Annotated in this window: 14 protein-coding genes and 1 pseudogene; 13 read left to right on the top strand and 2 right to left on the bottom strand. The window is 59.7% G+C overall.

The features are described 5' to 3' along the window. Window positions 1-426 precede the first annotated feature (426 nt). Window positions 427-2,196 carry a hypothetical protein gene (locus tag QE399_RS11435; RefSeq protein WP_309828863.1) on the top strand — a complete coding sequence of 590 codons (1,770 nt, stop codon included), beginning with the start codon at window positions 427-429 and terminating at the stop codon, window positions 2,194-2,196. A gap of 69 nt (window positions 2,197-2,265) precedes the next feature. On the opposite strand, the pseudogene QE399_RS11430 reads toward QE399_RS11435, so the two are convergent. After that, a pseudogene (locus QE399_RS11430) lies at window positions 2,266-3,302 on the bottom strand (phage portal protein). After that, window positions 3,303-3,671, bottom strand: a complete 369-nt coding sequence (locus tag QE399_RS11425; RefSeq protein WP_309832038.1) for a phage terminase large subunit family protein — start codon at window positions 3,669-3,671, stop codon at window positions 3,303-3,305. It lies immediately after the preceding pseudogene. A 42-nt stretch (window positions 3,672-3,713) separates the two neighbouring features. On the opposite strand from QE399_RS11425, the gene QE399_RS11420 reads away from it, so the two are divergent. From QE399_RS11420 to QE399_RS11365, 12 genes are all read left to right on the top strand, one after another. Then, the gene (locus QE399_RS11420; protein ID WP_309828861.1) at window positions 3,714-3,902 is read left to right on the top strand and encodes a hypothetical protein; all 189 of its coding nucleotides are present in this window, start codon (window positions 3,714-3,716) and stop codon (window positions 3,900-3,902) included. Window positions 3,903-4,536: 634 nt separating this feature from the next. Then, window positions 4,537-5,004, top strand: a complete 468-nt coding sequence (locus QE399_RS11415) for a TcpQ domain-containing protein (protein WP_309828859.1) — start codon at window positions 4,537-4,539, stop codon at window positions 5,002-5,004. Next, window positions 5,004-5,978, top strand: a complete 975-nt coding sequence (locus tag QE399_RS11410) for a VirB8 family type IV secretion system protein (RefSeq protein WP_309828857.1) — start codon at window positions 5,004-5,006, stop codon at window positions 5,976-5,978. Before QE399_RS11415 ends, QE399_RS11410 begins: the two co-directional genes overlap by 1 nt. After that, window positions 5,975-6,748: a TrbG/VirB9 family P-type conjugative transfer protein gene (locus tag QE399_RS11405; protein WP_309828856.1), complete on the top strand. Its 774-nt coding sequence runs from the start codon at window positions 5,975-5,977 to the stop codon at window positions 6,746-6,748. The genes QE399_RS11410 and QE399_RS11405 overlap by 4 nt, the downstream gene beginning before the upstream one ends. Window positions 6,749-6,852: 104 nt before the next feature. Then, the gene (locus tag QE399_RS11400; RefSeq protein WP_309828854.1) at window positions 6,853-8,031 is read left to right on the top strand and encodes a TrbI/VirB10 family protein; all 1,179 of its coding nucleotides are present in this window, start codon (window positions 6,853-6,855) and stop codon (window positions 8,029-8,031) included. A 15-nt stretch (window positions 8,032-8,046) separates the two neighbouring features. After that, window positions 8,047-9,087, top strand: coding sequence for a P-type DNA transfer ATPase VirB11 (virB11, locus tag QE399_RS11395; protein ID WP_309828852.1), 1,041 nt, complete (start codon window positions 8,047-8,049; stop codon window positions 9,085-9,087). A gap of 48 nt (window positions 9,088-9,135) precedes the next feature. Continuing rightward, on the top strand, window positions 9,136-9,951 hold the full coding sequence (locus tag QE399_RS11390; RefSeq protein WP_309828850.1) for a lytic transglycosylase domain-containing protein: 816 nt from the start codon (window positions 9,136-9,138) through the stop codon (window positions 9,949-9,951). Between the two features lie 38 nt (window positions 9,952-9,989). Continuing rightward, window positions 9,990-10,430: a TrbC/VirB2 family protein gene (locus QE399_RS11385; RefSeq protein ID WP_309828849.1), complete on the top strand. Its 441-nt coding sequence runs from the start codon at window positions 9,990-9,992 to the stop codon at window positions 10,428-10,430. Next, entirely contained in the window at window positions 10,423-10,731 is a 309-nt protein-coding gene (locus QE399_RS11380; RefSeq protein ID WP_405043549.1) for a VirB3 family type IV secretion system protein, read from the top strand. Before QE399_RS11385 ends, QE399_RS11380 begins: the two co-directional genes overlap by 8 nt. Before the next feature lie 14 nt (window positions 10,732-10,745). Continuing rightward, complete coding sequence (locus tag QE399_RS11375) at window positions 10,746-11,498, top strand: hypothetical protein (protein ID WP_309828845.1); 753 nt, start codon at window positions 10,746-10,748, stop codon at window positions 11,496-11,498. Between the two features lie 21 nt (window positions 11,499-11,519). Further along, window positions 11,520-12,596 carry a TrbL/VirB6 family protein gene (locus QE399_RS11370; RefSeq protein ID WP_309828843.1) on the top strand — a complete coding sequence of 359 codons (1,077 nt, stop codon included), beginning with the start codon at window positions 11,520-11,522 and terminating at the stop codon, window positions 12,594-12,596. Next, window positions 12,593-13,105: a DUF4189 domain-containing protein gene (locus QE399_RS11365; protein ID WP_309828840.1), complete on the top strand. Its 513-nt coding sequence runs from the start codon at window positions 12,593-12,595 to the stop codon at window positions 13,103-13,105. The genes QE399_RS11370 and QE399_RS11365 overlap by 4 nt, the downstream gene beginning before the upstream one ends. Window positions 13,106-13,168: the final 63 nt, after the last annotated feature.

Below are 13,168 nucleotides of genomic sequence, written 5' to 3'. Positions count from 1 at the left end.
CAAGCGATGGAGGGGCAAGGGGCAAGGGTGGGTGGGATCACTGCGGGCTCTGGTGCCACTGCTGATGGTTCGCGAAGCGTCCGGGGCGCATGGCCGCCGGCTTGCGCCGATTTTTCTGCAGATCTGAGCTAAATTGCTGTTGTTTCTAGGGGATGCGCTATCACTGCTTCCTCTTGGTAACGGTAGCATCCCGCAACACTTCTCAAGGATAGAGCGGGTCATGACGAATCATTGGAGCAGCCGGGCACGCATTGGGTAGCGGTCGCCGGACTGCTGGGAATGCTGGCAGGCTGCGGCGGAGGCGGTGGGTCTGATGCCACGCCACCCGTCGTGCCGGCCCCCCCTACAACCCCCATCACTCCAGAGCCGCCAGTCACGCCCCAGCCGCCGGTAACGCCCCAGCCGCCGGTAACGCCTACGCCTGGCGTGGCCACGGTCACCGTCAGCCACGACGGCCAAGCCAGCACGCCCCCGACGCGTGTCACGGCCACCTTCACCGCCAAGGTCACGTCCATCCTGCCGGGCCTGATCACCGTGAGCGGTAGCTGCACCAACCCGCCAGCACCGACCACAGCCCTGGATGCCACCGGCCGCGTGCTTACCGTGACGCTGGGCAACTTCCAGTGCGATTCCGGCCAGACCCTCACCGTTTCCGTGGACCCCACCAAGGTGCAACTGGAAAACGCCACCCTCGCCGATACCTCGGTGTGGACGCGTACCTTCACGATGGCTATGCTGCCCCAGCTGATCAGCGGCAACATCAGCGGCTTGGCGGGCAGGCTCCTACTGCAGAACAACGGCGGCGAGACCCTGGCCAGCCTGGGCGATGGCAGCTTCTTCTTCCCCACGCCAGTCGCCTACGGCGCCCCTTACGCGGTGACGGTGAACACCCAGCCGCAGGGCCAAACCTGCTCGGTGAACAATGGCTCGGGCACGGTGGGAAGCGTGGCGATCCGCAACGTCGCGGTGGTGTGTTCCACCAATATCTATCAGGTGGCGGGATCGGTCAGCGGCCTTGTGGGCAACATCACCCTGCAGCTCAACGGCAGCGCCTCGCGGACCTTGAGCACCAACGGGGCCTTCAGCTTCCCCACCAGCTTGGCGCAAGGCTCCGCCTACGCGGTGACCGTGCAGACCCAGCCCGCAGGACAGACCTGCAGCGTGTCCAACGGCACCGGCACGGTTAATGGCCCGGTGAGCAATGTGCAGGTGGTGTGCTCCGCCAACTCCTACACGGTGGGCGGCACGGTTTCCGGGCTGACAGGCTCCGTGGCACTGCAGAACAACGGCGCTGACAACCTGACCATGTCCAGCAACGGAGCGTTCACCTTCTCCACCCCAGTGGCGACCGGGGCAACCTACAACGTGACGGTGTTGACCCAGCCCGCAGCGCAAACCTGCACGGTGACGAACGGTAGCGGGAGCATCGGAGGGGCCAATGTGACCAGCGCGGGAGTAGCTTGCTCGAGCAATACGACGACTATCTCGGTTTCGGGATCGCCTCTCACCGTACCTGTCGGTGGCGGGCCTGTGTATCTCACCGTGACAAACACTGGTGGCATTCCAGCAAATATGGTGATCCCGCACAACACGGGCAATATCCCGCTCGGTTGGTCCTCCCCTGCAGCCTGTGGATTGCTCGCGCCCCAGGCCAGCTGCAACATCATGTTTTTTGCATCTTTGCCTTTTGTTGCGACAGCTCAGATGAGTATCCAAGGTAATAACACGAATGCAGTGAATATCAAGGTGGCATCCTCGTCGTCTGGGCATCTGGTTTACGACGTCAAGTCGATCAACGCCGCAATGGTTGCCGCTCCTACGGTCGCTTCAGACTGGCACTCAATGCCTTCACTGGTAAATGCGACATCCAGAACGGATGGGCGTGCAAATACTGACGCGATCACTCAATCGCAGTTTGGGGTATTTACAGCTGCAAGAAGGTGCAGAGACTTAGGGACGCAGTGGTACTTGCCTGCGGTGTGTGAATTGGGATCAACCTATTGCCAGCAACAGCCGAACATCGTGCAGAATCTCTATGAGAAGGGATTCTTCAACGGGGGGATGAGCTGGAGTTCAACTGAAGTAGATTCTCAATATGCGCTGGCTGTATACACTGGTTTCCCGGGGGGATTAGAGGAAGATACTGATAAAAGGTACGTGAATTCACTGATGTGTGTTGCAGAGCATCCATACTGAGCCGGTTTGAACACAAAGCTGAAGGCCCGCTGATGCGGGCCTTTTTCGTTGGCTATCGCCGTTTGCTGCCTATTTGGTACCGTCCCCATCGTCCGCCTGCACTTCGTAGGGGCGGAAGCGCATGACTTCCTCGCCGAGCCAGTCATTCAGCTCCATGAACCGCGTCTGTAAAGGCTCAATCTCATTGCGGGCAAACACCTGGGCGGCCGGCGTCACTGCCCCGAAACCGCCCGCATTGCTCGGCACCACCCCCATCAGCTGGGGCGGCACGCGATGCGCCGCCAGCAGATCGTCGCGGCTCACGTTCTTGATGTTGAAAAACTCATCCTTTGCGGCTACCTCGCTGACGGGGATCAGCTTCACGCCATCGGCCTTGCCGTTGGGCGAATGCAGGAACAGATTGCGAAAGTTGCCCGGCCCCTTGCTGTCCTTGAGCGCCTGGCGGATCGCGTCCACGTCCTCTTGGCTGGTGGCGGGGTCCGACATGTAGAGGATGAAGCCGGCATGGCTCCCGTTCTCGTAATACTTGCGCCGGAACAGCGTCGCCGACTCGTTGAGCCATGCCGACTGCAGCGCGGCCAGGTATTCGGGCAGGCCATAGACCTCCTGATTCACGTCGGGCTCGATGAGGTGGAACACGTTGCCGGGCTTGAATTCGTGTTCATCCTTCCAGCTGCGCACGAAGAAATAGCGGTCGAGGTCAGCGCCGCGCCGCATGTACTTGGCCATGGCGTAGCTGAGCTGCATCACACTGCCGAGCCGGGAAGGGGCCGCTCCAGATAGCCATTGCCGTACACCAGATGGTCGAGGGCGAACTTGCCGAAGGTGGCGCGGTCGAGCAGCTTGTGCGGAATGAAGGTGCTGGCCAGCACGTTGCGCTTCACCTGCAGCGCGCTCGCGTGGTGCGGGCTCGCGCGGAATGAGCGGGACAGTCCTTCCCAAGAAATCGGCGGCTCGTACCACCGGCCTTTCAGCCAGCACTCGATGTAGTCGGCAATCTCGCCGCGCCGCATGACGGGTTCAGGATCGCCGAAAGAGAAGGCGCGCACGCCTGGTGCCACCGTGCCTGTGCGCGCCGCAGTGGCCACGCTGTCGTCTGCTGCCATTTAGAAAATCTCCATGCTTGATTGGTTCGCGCCCGTCATGCCTTCGAGCGGTTCAAAGTCGAGCGCGTTCATGCACGTCCATGCCAGGTCTGCGTGCCCGGTTTGTGCTGTGTGACTGGCGCCGGACGTGGCTTGCTGACCGCCGGCCGTCATCATTCGCTTGATGCCCATGAACGACTGCGCCAGGTCGATGTCGCGGCCCGCGTCCATTTCAAGCCTAGCCTTGCTGATGTCGCTCTTTGCCTTGAGCACAAGCCGCGCCTTGACCTCGGGCGAATAGCGAATGGCCTTCGCAGCCGGGAAGAAGTTCAACACCAGCTCCCCAACCCCTCGCCCCATGCCGGTGGTGTCGATGCCGATGTGCTGCAGTTTGTAGGGCTGGGTGCCGACTTAAGCCAAGATTGGGTACAGATGGCCGTAGATTCCGGCATCGGTGGCCAGTACGTCGCGCAGCTTTTAGATGAGGCTGCGCAGTGCCGCGGATCTCCTACGGCGCCACTCACGGGCAGCGGACCGGAGTTCATCACTCAGGCTTTCCTGGGCTGGTGCGAGCGCAACATGAAGCGCGCTTTCGCATTGGGCATCGGCAACACCATTTGACTGGTACAGATGGAGATCACCGATGCGGCTACGAGTGTCTCCAAGTAAGGAGGCTGAAAGCCACGACCTACGCGCCACTGACTCGTACTCGATATGCAATCACTTCTGAGCGGGGGTGAAGTTCGGCACGTGGAAGCCATCACGTGAGAACGACAGTGCTCAACGATCACCAGACCATTGCCTACCTGCCGGCAACAACTTCACCGCAGATACCCAAGCCTTTCAAGGGCCCGCGGCGGCTACCTCGCCGATTGCTTTCAGCCGCAGCATAGGGGGCGCCGGACATCTTAAAGAAGAGGTGATTCCCGGCCCGGTCGTGAAATCGTTACATCACATTCACCACTTGTACATTCACGAGCCCTTAGACGGTTCAACTGGCCACTTCCGAGAAGAATAGCCACGTTTTCAACGAACCCCAGCGCCCCCCTTTCCGACAACATCACGAGGCTGCGTCCTACGGCATGAGGCAACAGTTTTTAACAATCGCCATCCTAGAATTAAGTGATAGTTCGCCCCTCGAGAGGGCATCAGTTGTTTTTGCCAGTTGTCACGCGATTGGCCGAGTCAGTTGACGTGAGACCAGTGTTGATCTTGGTTAGCGAACAATAGAAGTTACAACAACTTGAGGAATTACATGGCAGGGACTCAAACTATTGAGCGGAGTTGGTTCGTGGGTGCCACAAGCCTTCAATGGGGAGCTCCGGTCTTCGCCATCTTGGCCTTAGCGCTGACCGGGTGCAGCACTCCCGCCCCTAAAGACTACGGCGGCTCTTGGATGCCAGTGAACAGATTTCAAAGCGCACCGACAGAAATCCCGTTGTCCCCTGCCTATACCTTCTACGCTTCGCCTATGGACGCGACGCTTCGGAACATGCTGACCCGTTGGGCCTCCGACAATGGACTGCAGTTGGTCTATCAAATCGGTTCCGACTTCACGCTCCATCAACCCGTGGCGCGGGTTCGAAGCAACGATATCCAAACCGCAGTGAGTGAACTGAGTGCTATCTATGCGCCACAGGGCATTGTCATTGTGGCTGACAGCAAGAGAATCGCGGTTCAGCCTGCGGCATCTGCTGCACCTACCGCTGTAGGGTTGCCCTGATGTTCAAGAAGAACTCGTCGACCCCGAAAATCGATGAAGCAGTCACCCAATCAGTCAACTTTGAGCTGACCGTGGCGGACTTGGTACGCCGTAGCGAGAGGCGCGCCTGGTGGGTGGCTGGCAGTGCGGTGGTCATGTCACTTGTGCTCCTGAGCGGATACTTCTACATGTTACCGCTCAAGGAGAAGGTTCCATATCTGGTCATCGCCGATGCGTACACCGGCACCAGCACAGCGGCACGCCTGACCGACGACGCGAGCTTACAGCGCATCACCACGAGCGAAGCGATCAATCGGAGCAACGTAGCGCATTTCGTGATGGCTCGGGAGGCGTACGACCTCGCACTCACTAATCTGCGCGACTGGACCACGGTGCTGACCATGTCGGCCCCTCAGGTCGCCGGGGGCTACACCCACTTGTATTCCGCGCAGAACCCCGCCAACCCGTACAAGCTCTATGGTAAAGATCGGGCCATCCGAGTTCGCATCCTGAGTATTACCTTGATCGGCGGAGGGGGCAGCGAGACTCCAAAAGGTGCGACGGTGCGCTTTCAACGCAGCCTCTACGAAAAGCAAAGCGGCGCCACCCAGCCGCTGGATAGCAAGATCGCGACCTTGGTCTTTACCTACAAGGCCAATCTAAAAATGGACGAGAAGCAGCGGATCGAGAATCCGCTCGGATTCCAGGTCACCGACTATCGGGTCGATAACGACTACGCATCGGCTCCACCAGAGGAAATCTCCACCAACGCCAGGCCTGCGGAAAGCGGGCCTGCAATGTCGGGCACGGAAGTTCCGCAGGGCACCAATGCACCCGCTAACGCTACAGGCATGGCTACGGCCGGCCAGCCTGTGCAGACTGAGATGCCACCTACACCACCACCACCGCCACTCAACCTTGGGGTGCCCAGCGCCAATGCGCCCGCTGCACCGGCCGCGCCTAGGGGCGTCAATCAGGGAACGCGCAACCAATGAAATCACAGTTCACCCACCGTCGATGGGCGCTGGCAGTTGCGTGCACAGTTGTTGTCTGCGCCGCATCCGACGCCTTTGCGCAAACCGTCCAGATCTATGAATACCAGCCCGAGCGCATTTATACCGTGCGAGCCGGCTTGGGCATCGCCACCCAGATCGAATTGAGTCCAGACGAAAAAATCCTGGACTACAGCACCGGCTTCAGCAGCGGGTGGGATGTAAGTCGGCGCGACAACATCTTCTACCTTAAGCCAAAGAACGTGGATGTGGACACCAACATGATGATCCGCACCGCGACCAACTCCTATATCTTCGAACTGAAAGTGGCCGCGACGGACTGGCGCACTCTGGAACAAGCGCGGAGCGCGGGTGTGCAATACAGGATCAAGTTCAGCTATCCGGCCGACACCAGCTTTTCCAAGGAAGCCAAGAAAGCGGCGGAGGCGCCAGCGCTCAACACCACGCTGCAAAAGGACCGAAGCTACAACTTCGAGTACGACTATGCCACCAGCAGTGCCAAAGCACCCTGGTTGGTCCCAGTTAACGTCTATGACGACGGTCGTTTCACTTATCTAAAGTTGAGCGACCTCACTCAGTTCCCGACGGGTAACTTCCCGACCGTCTACATGCGGCAGAACGAACGCGACGAAGACTCTGTGGTCAATACCACCGTCGAGGGCAACACCCTCATCGTTCACGGGACCTACCCCTACTTGGTCATACGCCACGGCGAAAACGTCGTGGGCCTTCGAAGGAACACCGTCAAGTGAACTCACAGCCCCCCTCCCAATCAGGCGACTTCACGCCTGACCGTGACCGGTCAGAGCCTGCAGATGGCGGTAGGCCCGCTGTACAGACAAACCCCTATTCAACGATGTTCGAGCGGCCCGGCAGCCCCCCTGCGCCCGACCTTGATGCGGCCGCTCCTCAGCTGAAGTCCAGCGACATGCAGCGTATGAACCGTCGTGCCATCGTTTTCATGGCAGCGCTGGTACTTCTGCTTGGCCTTGCCGCCATCTGGATGCTCAGTAACGTCATGCGGCCAGAAAAGGTGCAAAAACCCAAGGAAGAAGTGGTCACGATTCCCGCTGCTCCACAGTTGCCGCCGCCACTGGTCCGAGCACCCGCGCCGCTACCGGTCGCGCCGCTCCCGGCCACGCCGATTCCCGTTGCCGAGCCCACCCTGCCGCCGCTTCCCTCTGCGCAGCAGGAGACCCGGGCTCCTCGGGGGCCCACGCTCGTCGAGCGTCGCATGGCCTCGAATGCAGGCACCGTCGCTGTAGGCACGGCAGAAAACACCCAGGCTGCACCACAGAGCCCATACCCCGGCATGCCCCCTGGAATGGGTGCGCCAGGCATGGCTGGAATGGGCATGCAGGGCGGCAATGAGCAGGAGTTCGCGCCCAACAATGCGTACCGCGCCAGACCGCTGCCAGCTGTTTCCAACGCGCAGCCACTGACCCATGCGAACGTGCTGATGCTCCGTGGCACCTATATTCGCTGCGTGCTGGAGACACGCATCATCAGCGACATTCCCGGCTTCACGTCCTGCGTCGTGACTGAGCCGGTCTATTCCGTTACGGGCAGGCGCCTGCTGCTGCCCAAGGGCTCCAAGGTGCTTGGCAAGTACGACTCCGAACCCAACGGCCCACGCATTGCAGTCATTTGGGACCGCATCGTCACCCCGACCGGCATCGATGTGAACATGGCTAGCCCGGGTGTCGACAATCTGGGCGGGTCCGGTCACCCCGGTTACCTCGACCAGCATTGGGGACAGCGGATCACATCGGCCCTGCTGATCAGTCTGTTCGCTGACGCCTTCAAGTACGCGGCCGCAGAGAACGGACCCAACACGACAACAGTTGCGAATGGCGGCTTCGCGGTCCAGTCACCGTATGAGAGCTATACGGCTCAGACGTTGCAGAACCTTGCCAGCCAAGCCGTTCGCCGCAACGCCAATCGCCCGGACACCGTCACAATCAACCAAGGCACCGTTGTCAATGTCTACGTGGCAAAGGACGTCGATTTCAGCGCCGTGGTTGCGGGCTTCTGAGAACTCATTCCACGCATGACAGAAGAACTCGTTGCAGCCGTCTCGAATGAATTCCTGGACTATCAATACCAGGTACTGGGCATCCGTGAATTCATGCAATCGCCCGATGTCACGGAGATCTGCATCAATCGACCAGGCGAAATCTATCTCGAGAACCAGTCCGGGTGGGAGCGGGTCGAGGTCCCGTCACTTACGTCGGCGCGCGCCTTGCAGTTTTGCACCACTGTGGTCAACGAGAGCAACACCGGGCAGCGCATCACCGACGCCAACCCCGTCGTCTCGCTGACTTTCCCGACAGGACAGCGTGCTCAGTTCGTCATCCCACCGGCGGTCGAGGCGGGCCAAGTGTCCATCACCATCCGCCTTCCTGCAAAGCAGACGCGAACCTTAGACCAATACCAGCAGGAAGGCTTCTTCAGCGAATTGCTCGACGACACGGCAGGCATCGACCCGCAGGACGAGGAACTGATGGCACTGCGCGCGGCGCACCGCTACGCAGACTTTTTCAAGCAAGCGGTAATCTACAAGAAGAACATCGTGGTCTCCGGCGCGACGGGCAGCGGCAAGACCACTTTCATGAAGTCGCTCGTTCATCACATCCCCCCCAGCGAACGCCTGGTCACCATCGAAGACGCACGCGAGCTCTTTATCGATCAACCCAACGCCGTGCACCTGCTCTATTCCAAGGGAGGTCAGAGCACCGCCAACATCACCGCTAAGAGCTGCATGGAAGCGTGCCTGCGCATGAAGCCCGACCGGATCATCCTTGCGGAGTTGCGCGGTGACGAGTCGTTCTACTTCATCCGCAACTGCGCCTCCGGCCATCCAGGCTCCGTCACGAGTTGCCACTCGGGCAGCATCGAGCAGACCTGGGATCAGCTGGCTCTCATGGTGAAGGCCTCGAGCGAAGGCGCCGGGCTCGAATTTGCCACCATCAAACGATTGCTCATGATGACCATAGACATCGTCGTGCACATCAAGTCCCATTCGGGCAGACGCTACATCACAGGCATCGACTACGAGCCCGGCCGTCACACCATGGCCGAGGCCTCTTAGCCCTGCCGCTCACCGCAACCGAAAAAGAGCAATACCGTGTTTCCAGGAATGGAAGTTTTGGCCTGCCCCAACCTCGCTGTCCCGGCGCAGGTCATGCGGCACGTCGTCCATGTCGAGTCCAGCGCCAATCCGTTCGCCATTGGTGTCGTCGGCGCGCAACTCGTGCGGCAGCCTAAGACGCTGGAGGAGGCGGTTGCCACCGCAAAGATGCTCGAATCCGGCGGATACAACTATTCGCTGGGTGCGGCGCAAGTCAATAGGATCAATTTTCGCAAGTATGGGCTCGACAGCCACGAAAAAGCCTTCGACCTGTGCGCGAACCTGGCCGCCGGCGCCAGCATTCTGGCTAATTGCTACGCCAGTGCCGGCGGAGACTGGGGCAAGGCTTTCAGCTGCTACTACTCTGGGAATTTCGTAACCGGGTTTCGCGACGGCTATGTGCAGAAGGTCTTCGACTCGATCAATCAGGGACAGGCCGTGGCCCAAGTCCCATCCGCAGTCAGCGCCATTCCGCTGCGTACGAGCAGCACGCAGCCGCGTGCAGCACCGACGGCTGCTGCCACGCCGGCACCTCGCGCTTCTGCCCGTGCAGATGCAGAACAGGCCACCACGGCGGCATCGCGGATCTTGATGCGGGTGGTGCCGATGGCCCCCTCTGCGCCGATGCCGGCCACCGTAGCGGAATCAAGGCCAAGCTTGCCTGTCACGCCCGTTGCAACGTCACCGGCAGCGACCAGTGCTGCGGTCGGATCCGATGTCTTCGTGCCGCAAGTACGGCTTCCCTCGAGAGGCAATGCGCCCGCTGCAACGACCCCTGCCGTTTCCGTCGACCGGCCCGCCAGCGACAGCGCTTTCGTTTTCTGATCTCCCAGTCACCTAAACCAACAGCGAGTAAATCCACTATGCAACGTCACCCTAACGCCTCCTCGTCACGCGGTCACATCGCTTATTCCCACCAACAAGTGCTTCGCGGTGCCGCCGTAGCAGCCCTGATCATTTTTCCTTGCTTGGCCATGGCGCAGGTCGGCACCGGTGACCTCACCAGTGCTACTTGCGGTGTACTTAGCAAAGTCAAGACCTTGCTGAATGCGGTGTCGATCATCGTGGTCACTATCGCCGTCATCTTCTCGGGTTACCAAATCGCTTTCGCACACAAGCGCATTGGCGACGTGGCGCCGGTGTTCATCGGCGGGCTCCTGATCGGTGCCGCCGGGCAGATTGCCAACATGCTCATCGCTACCAATACCAGCGAAGCGGGCTCTGGCTGCACCGGTGCGAGCCTGATGACCGAGCCCCTGACCCGCTTCGCCGGTCTCGTGGAGGCCATCGGTCGCTATGCATAAGAACCCGATGTTTCGTGGCTGCACCCGCCCGCCCATGTTCATGGGCGTGCCCTATGTGCCCTTCTTCATAGGCGCTGGCGGATGCATGTTGCTGGCGATGTACTTCGATCTGCTTTTCTTGGCGTTGATCCCTGTGGTGATCCTGGTCATGCGCTTGATGGCCAAGCGCGACGAGTTGATTTTCCGGCTGCTCGGGCTGCGTCTGCAGTTCCGCACCCGCATGCGCAACATCCAGCAGCATGAAGGCATGTGGGTGTTCACGCCCAATGTCTATCGCGGGCAATCCAAAGACAACTTCTAAGAGCCGGAGCCACCATGAAACAAGTCAAGATCCAACGAGTGCAAGTGGCTGCCGCTCGGATCGTTTTGGCCGTGGCGGCCATTAGTGCATCGACCCATTCAGGCGCACAGGTCATCGTGAATGACACGATCGGCGTGGGTAAACAGATTGCCGAGTACGCGGAGCAGGCGAAGCGGTGGGGCGAAACGTTGGCGCAATACCAAAGGCAGATCGCGGCCTATCAGCAAATGGTCTCGACCATCTCCGGCTTGAGCATGCAGAGCCTGCTTCCGCAGCAGCCGCTTCAAAGACTTGACGAGGAAAGACTAGCGGAACAAGCCTGCCCGGGCGCTGGGAACATGGTCTCCGATGTTCTCTCCGCAGTGACCGGCATCGACTTGAAAGGGCCAGTTCTACAGAACTCTCAACGCCTCTGCGTAATGACCACGAAGCTCAAAGTCAGGATGTACAACGAGAGCGTCGAGCGTGCCAATCGCCTGACCGTCTATGACGGTCAACTGAAAAAATTCGTCAATCTCATTAACTCGCTGACTGGAAGCGCCAACTCCAACGGCAACACCCAGCGAATGATATTGGACACAACGCAGACAGACGCACAACTCAAAGTAGAGATGGAGAATTACGCTGCCAATATGGCTTCGTATCAAACGCTGCTGAAGACGCTGGAGGACCAGCAGTCCATTCTCGCCAGGGCGTCGCTCCGGGGTAAACCATCGCTGCTGGGGGGCGTCACACAAGCCGCAGCATTCGCCGCAGCCTTTCGTTGAGCAAGCGTCCGAGCGAAGATCATGGAATTCACTTACTACGCGCTCATCTACTCTTGGCTAACGGACAAGATCGATACATTCGGTTCAGGCTTTGTGGGCCGATCAATGCAATTCGCCACCTCAATCGCGCTTGCCCTTCTGACCGTATGGATCATCGTCCAGGGCTTTCGGATCCTCACCGGGCGTTCGCGAGATTCGATGATGGGCATGGTCAGCGACATGGGCCGCGTGGCCGTCATCGTCGCGGCGGCCACCGTCATGGCGATCGGCTCGTTGGACTTGCAGCAGTTCTTTGGTGAAGACCTGACTCGCAACATCAACACCCTGGTCACCGGCTCCGACGAATCGCCCAGCAGCAACATCGACCGTAATCTGGCGTACACCCAGCTCGCGATGGGAGCAATCGAAGCGATCCCGGTTCCGCCGGACGATGCAGCGGGCTCCAACGCCCAGAGCCGTGCATCGCTTATCGCTTTGTTAGGTGTGGCCGGCCCGCCGATGACGGCTGGCGCCATGCTGCTGATGTACAAGGTGGCGATGGCCCTGTTCATCGGGCTGGGTCCGCTGTTCATACTTTGCCTGATCTTTGAACCGACCAAACCGATGTTTCACCGCTGGCTGATGTATGGGTTGGCCACGCTGTTCTCGCTTGCCGTGCTCAACTTCATGGTGTCTATCGTGCTGGAGCTGACGCTGCGGGTGGCTGCTGCCATGTGGGCATCCACGGTGATCAACGCGATCACCGGAGCGAATGCTGAGGGTTTTACGAACCAGGCTTTGCAGCAAGGGGGCATTGGCTTGCTGATGACCGTGCTGTTGGTGAGTACACCGCCGATGGCCGCAGCGTTCTTTGGGGGCACGTTGGGGCAATTCATGAGCTATGCACAGGTGAATGGCGGCGGTTCCGTGAACCGCCCTGGGCCGCAGGGGCAGCCGCCCGGGTCTTGGGGTGGGTTCGGGGCAGGGGCGTCGTCGTCGCCGGTCTCTACACGCGATGCGCCAACATCAGGCGTCCAGGCGTACAGCCGCCCTAGTGCTCAAGCCCCCGCCTCCGACACGATCAAAACTCATCAACGCGAATCAGGAGCTAGCACATGAATCGCATCAACTCATTCAGTGTGCTATTTGTTCTTTGTTACCTAAGCATGGGCGTGCGCGCCGAGGGTAACTGCCCGGCAGGTTACTACCCAATTGGTGGTGGCACGACAGCAGGATGTGCTCCTATTCCTAGTAACAGCGCCACGAGCGGCGGCGGACAACAGCAAGCGCCCAGCGCTCCAGTGCCTTTGTGGGAGGACCGCTGGGGAGCAGTTGCATTCGATGGACCCAAAGGCATACTGGGCGTCGCCACTGGACTGCAAAGTGAATACGCTGCGCAGCAGAGTGCATTGAACGATTGCAAAGCTCGAGGCGGCATCAAATGCCAGTCCGAAATTTCCTATAAAAACGGCTGCACAGCGTTCACGATCGGTGATTTAGGGTATTACCGGGGAGCTGATGCGACGCTGAGCGAGGTGGTTATTGCGGGCATGCAAAAGTGCAAAGAGAAAGACAAGAACTGCGAAACCTACTACAGCGCATGCAGTCCCCCAGTTCGTATCCGTTAGCTCAAAATTGTCGATAAAGACCTATAAGGCCTCAAATTCCGCCATGTTGGGGATGAAGATTGG

This window comes from Paracidovorax wautersii (genome assembly GCF_031453675.1).
In the GTDB taxonomy this organism is placed as follows: Bacteria; Pseudomonadota; Gammaproteobacteria; order Burkholderiales; family Burkholderiaceae_C; genus Paracidovorax.
This window is presented reverse-complemented; position numbering and strand designations above follow the sequence as displayed.

Coding starts and splice junctions, on each gene's coding strand:
- QE399_RS11420 (WP_309828861.1), top strand. CDS start 3,714: ATGGCCGTAGATTCCGGCATCGGTGGCCAGTACGTCGCGCAGCTTTTA.
- QE399_RS11415 (WP_309828859.1), top strand. CDS start 4,537: ATGGCAGGGACTCAAACTATTGAGCGGAGTTGGTTCGTGGGTGCCACA.
- QE399_RS11410 (WP_309828857.1), top strand. CDS start 5,004: ATGTTCAAGAAGAACTCGTCGACCCCGAAAATCGATGAAGCAGTCACC.
- QE399_RS11405 (WP_309828856.1), top strand. CDS start 5,975: ATGAAATCACAGTTCACCCACCGTCGATGGGCGCTGGCAGTTGCGTGC.
- QE399_RS11400 (WP_309828854.1), top strand. CDS start 6,853: ATGTTCGAGCGGCCCGGCAGCCCCCCTGCGCCCGACCTTGATGCGGCC.
- virB11 (WP_309828852.1), top strand. CDS start 8,047: ATGACAGAAGAACTCGTTGCAGCCGTCTCGAATGAATTCCTGGACTAT.
- QE399_RS11390 (WP_309828850.1), top strand. CDS start 9,136: ATGGAAGTTTTGGCCTGCCCCAACCTCGCTGTCCCGGCGCAGGTCATG.
- QE399_RS11385 (WP_309828849.1), top strand. CDS start 9,990: ATGCAACGTCACCCTAACGCCTCCTCGTCACGCGGTCACATCGCTTAT.
- QE399_RS11380 (WP_405043549.1), top strand. CDS start 10,423: ATGCATAAGAACCCGATGTTTCGTGGCTGCACCCGCCCGCCCATGTTC.
- QE399_RS11375 (WP_309828845.1), top strand. CDS start 10,746: ATGAAACAAGTCAAGATCCAACGAGTGCAAGTGGCTGCCGCTCGGATC.
- QE399_RS11370 (WP_309828843.1), top strand. CDS start 11,520: ATGGAATTCACTTACTACGCGCTCATCTACTCTTGGCTAACGGACAAG.
- QE399_RS11365 (WP_309828840.1), top strand. CDS start 12,593: ATGAATCGCATCAACTCATTCAGTGTGCTATTTGTTCTTTGTTACCTA.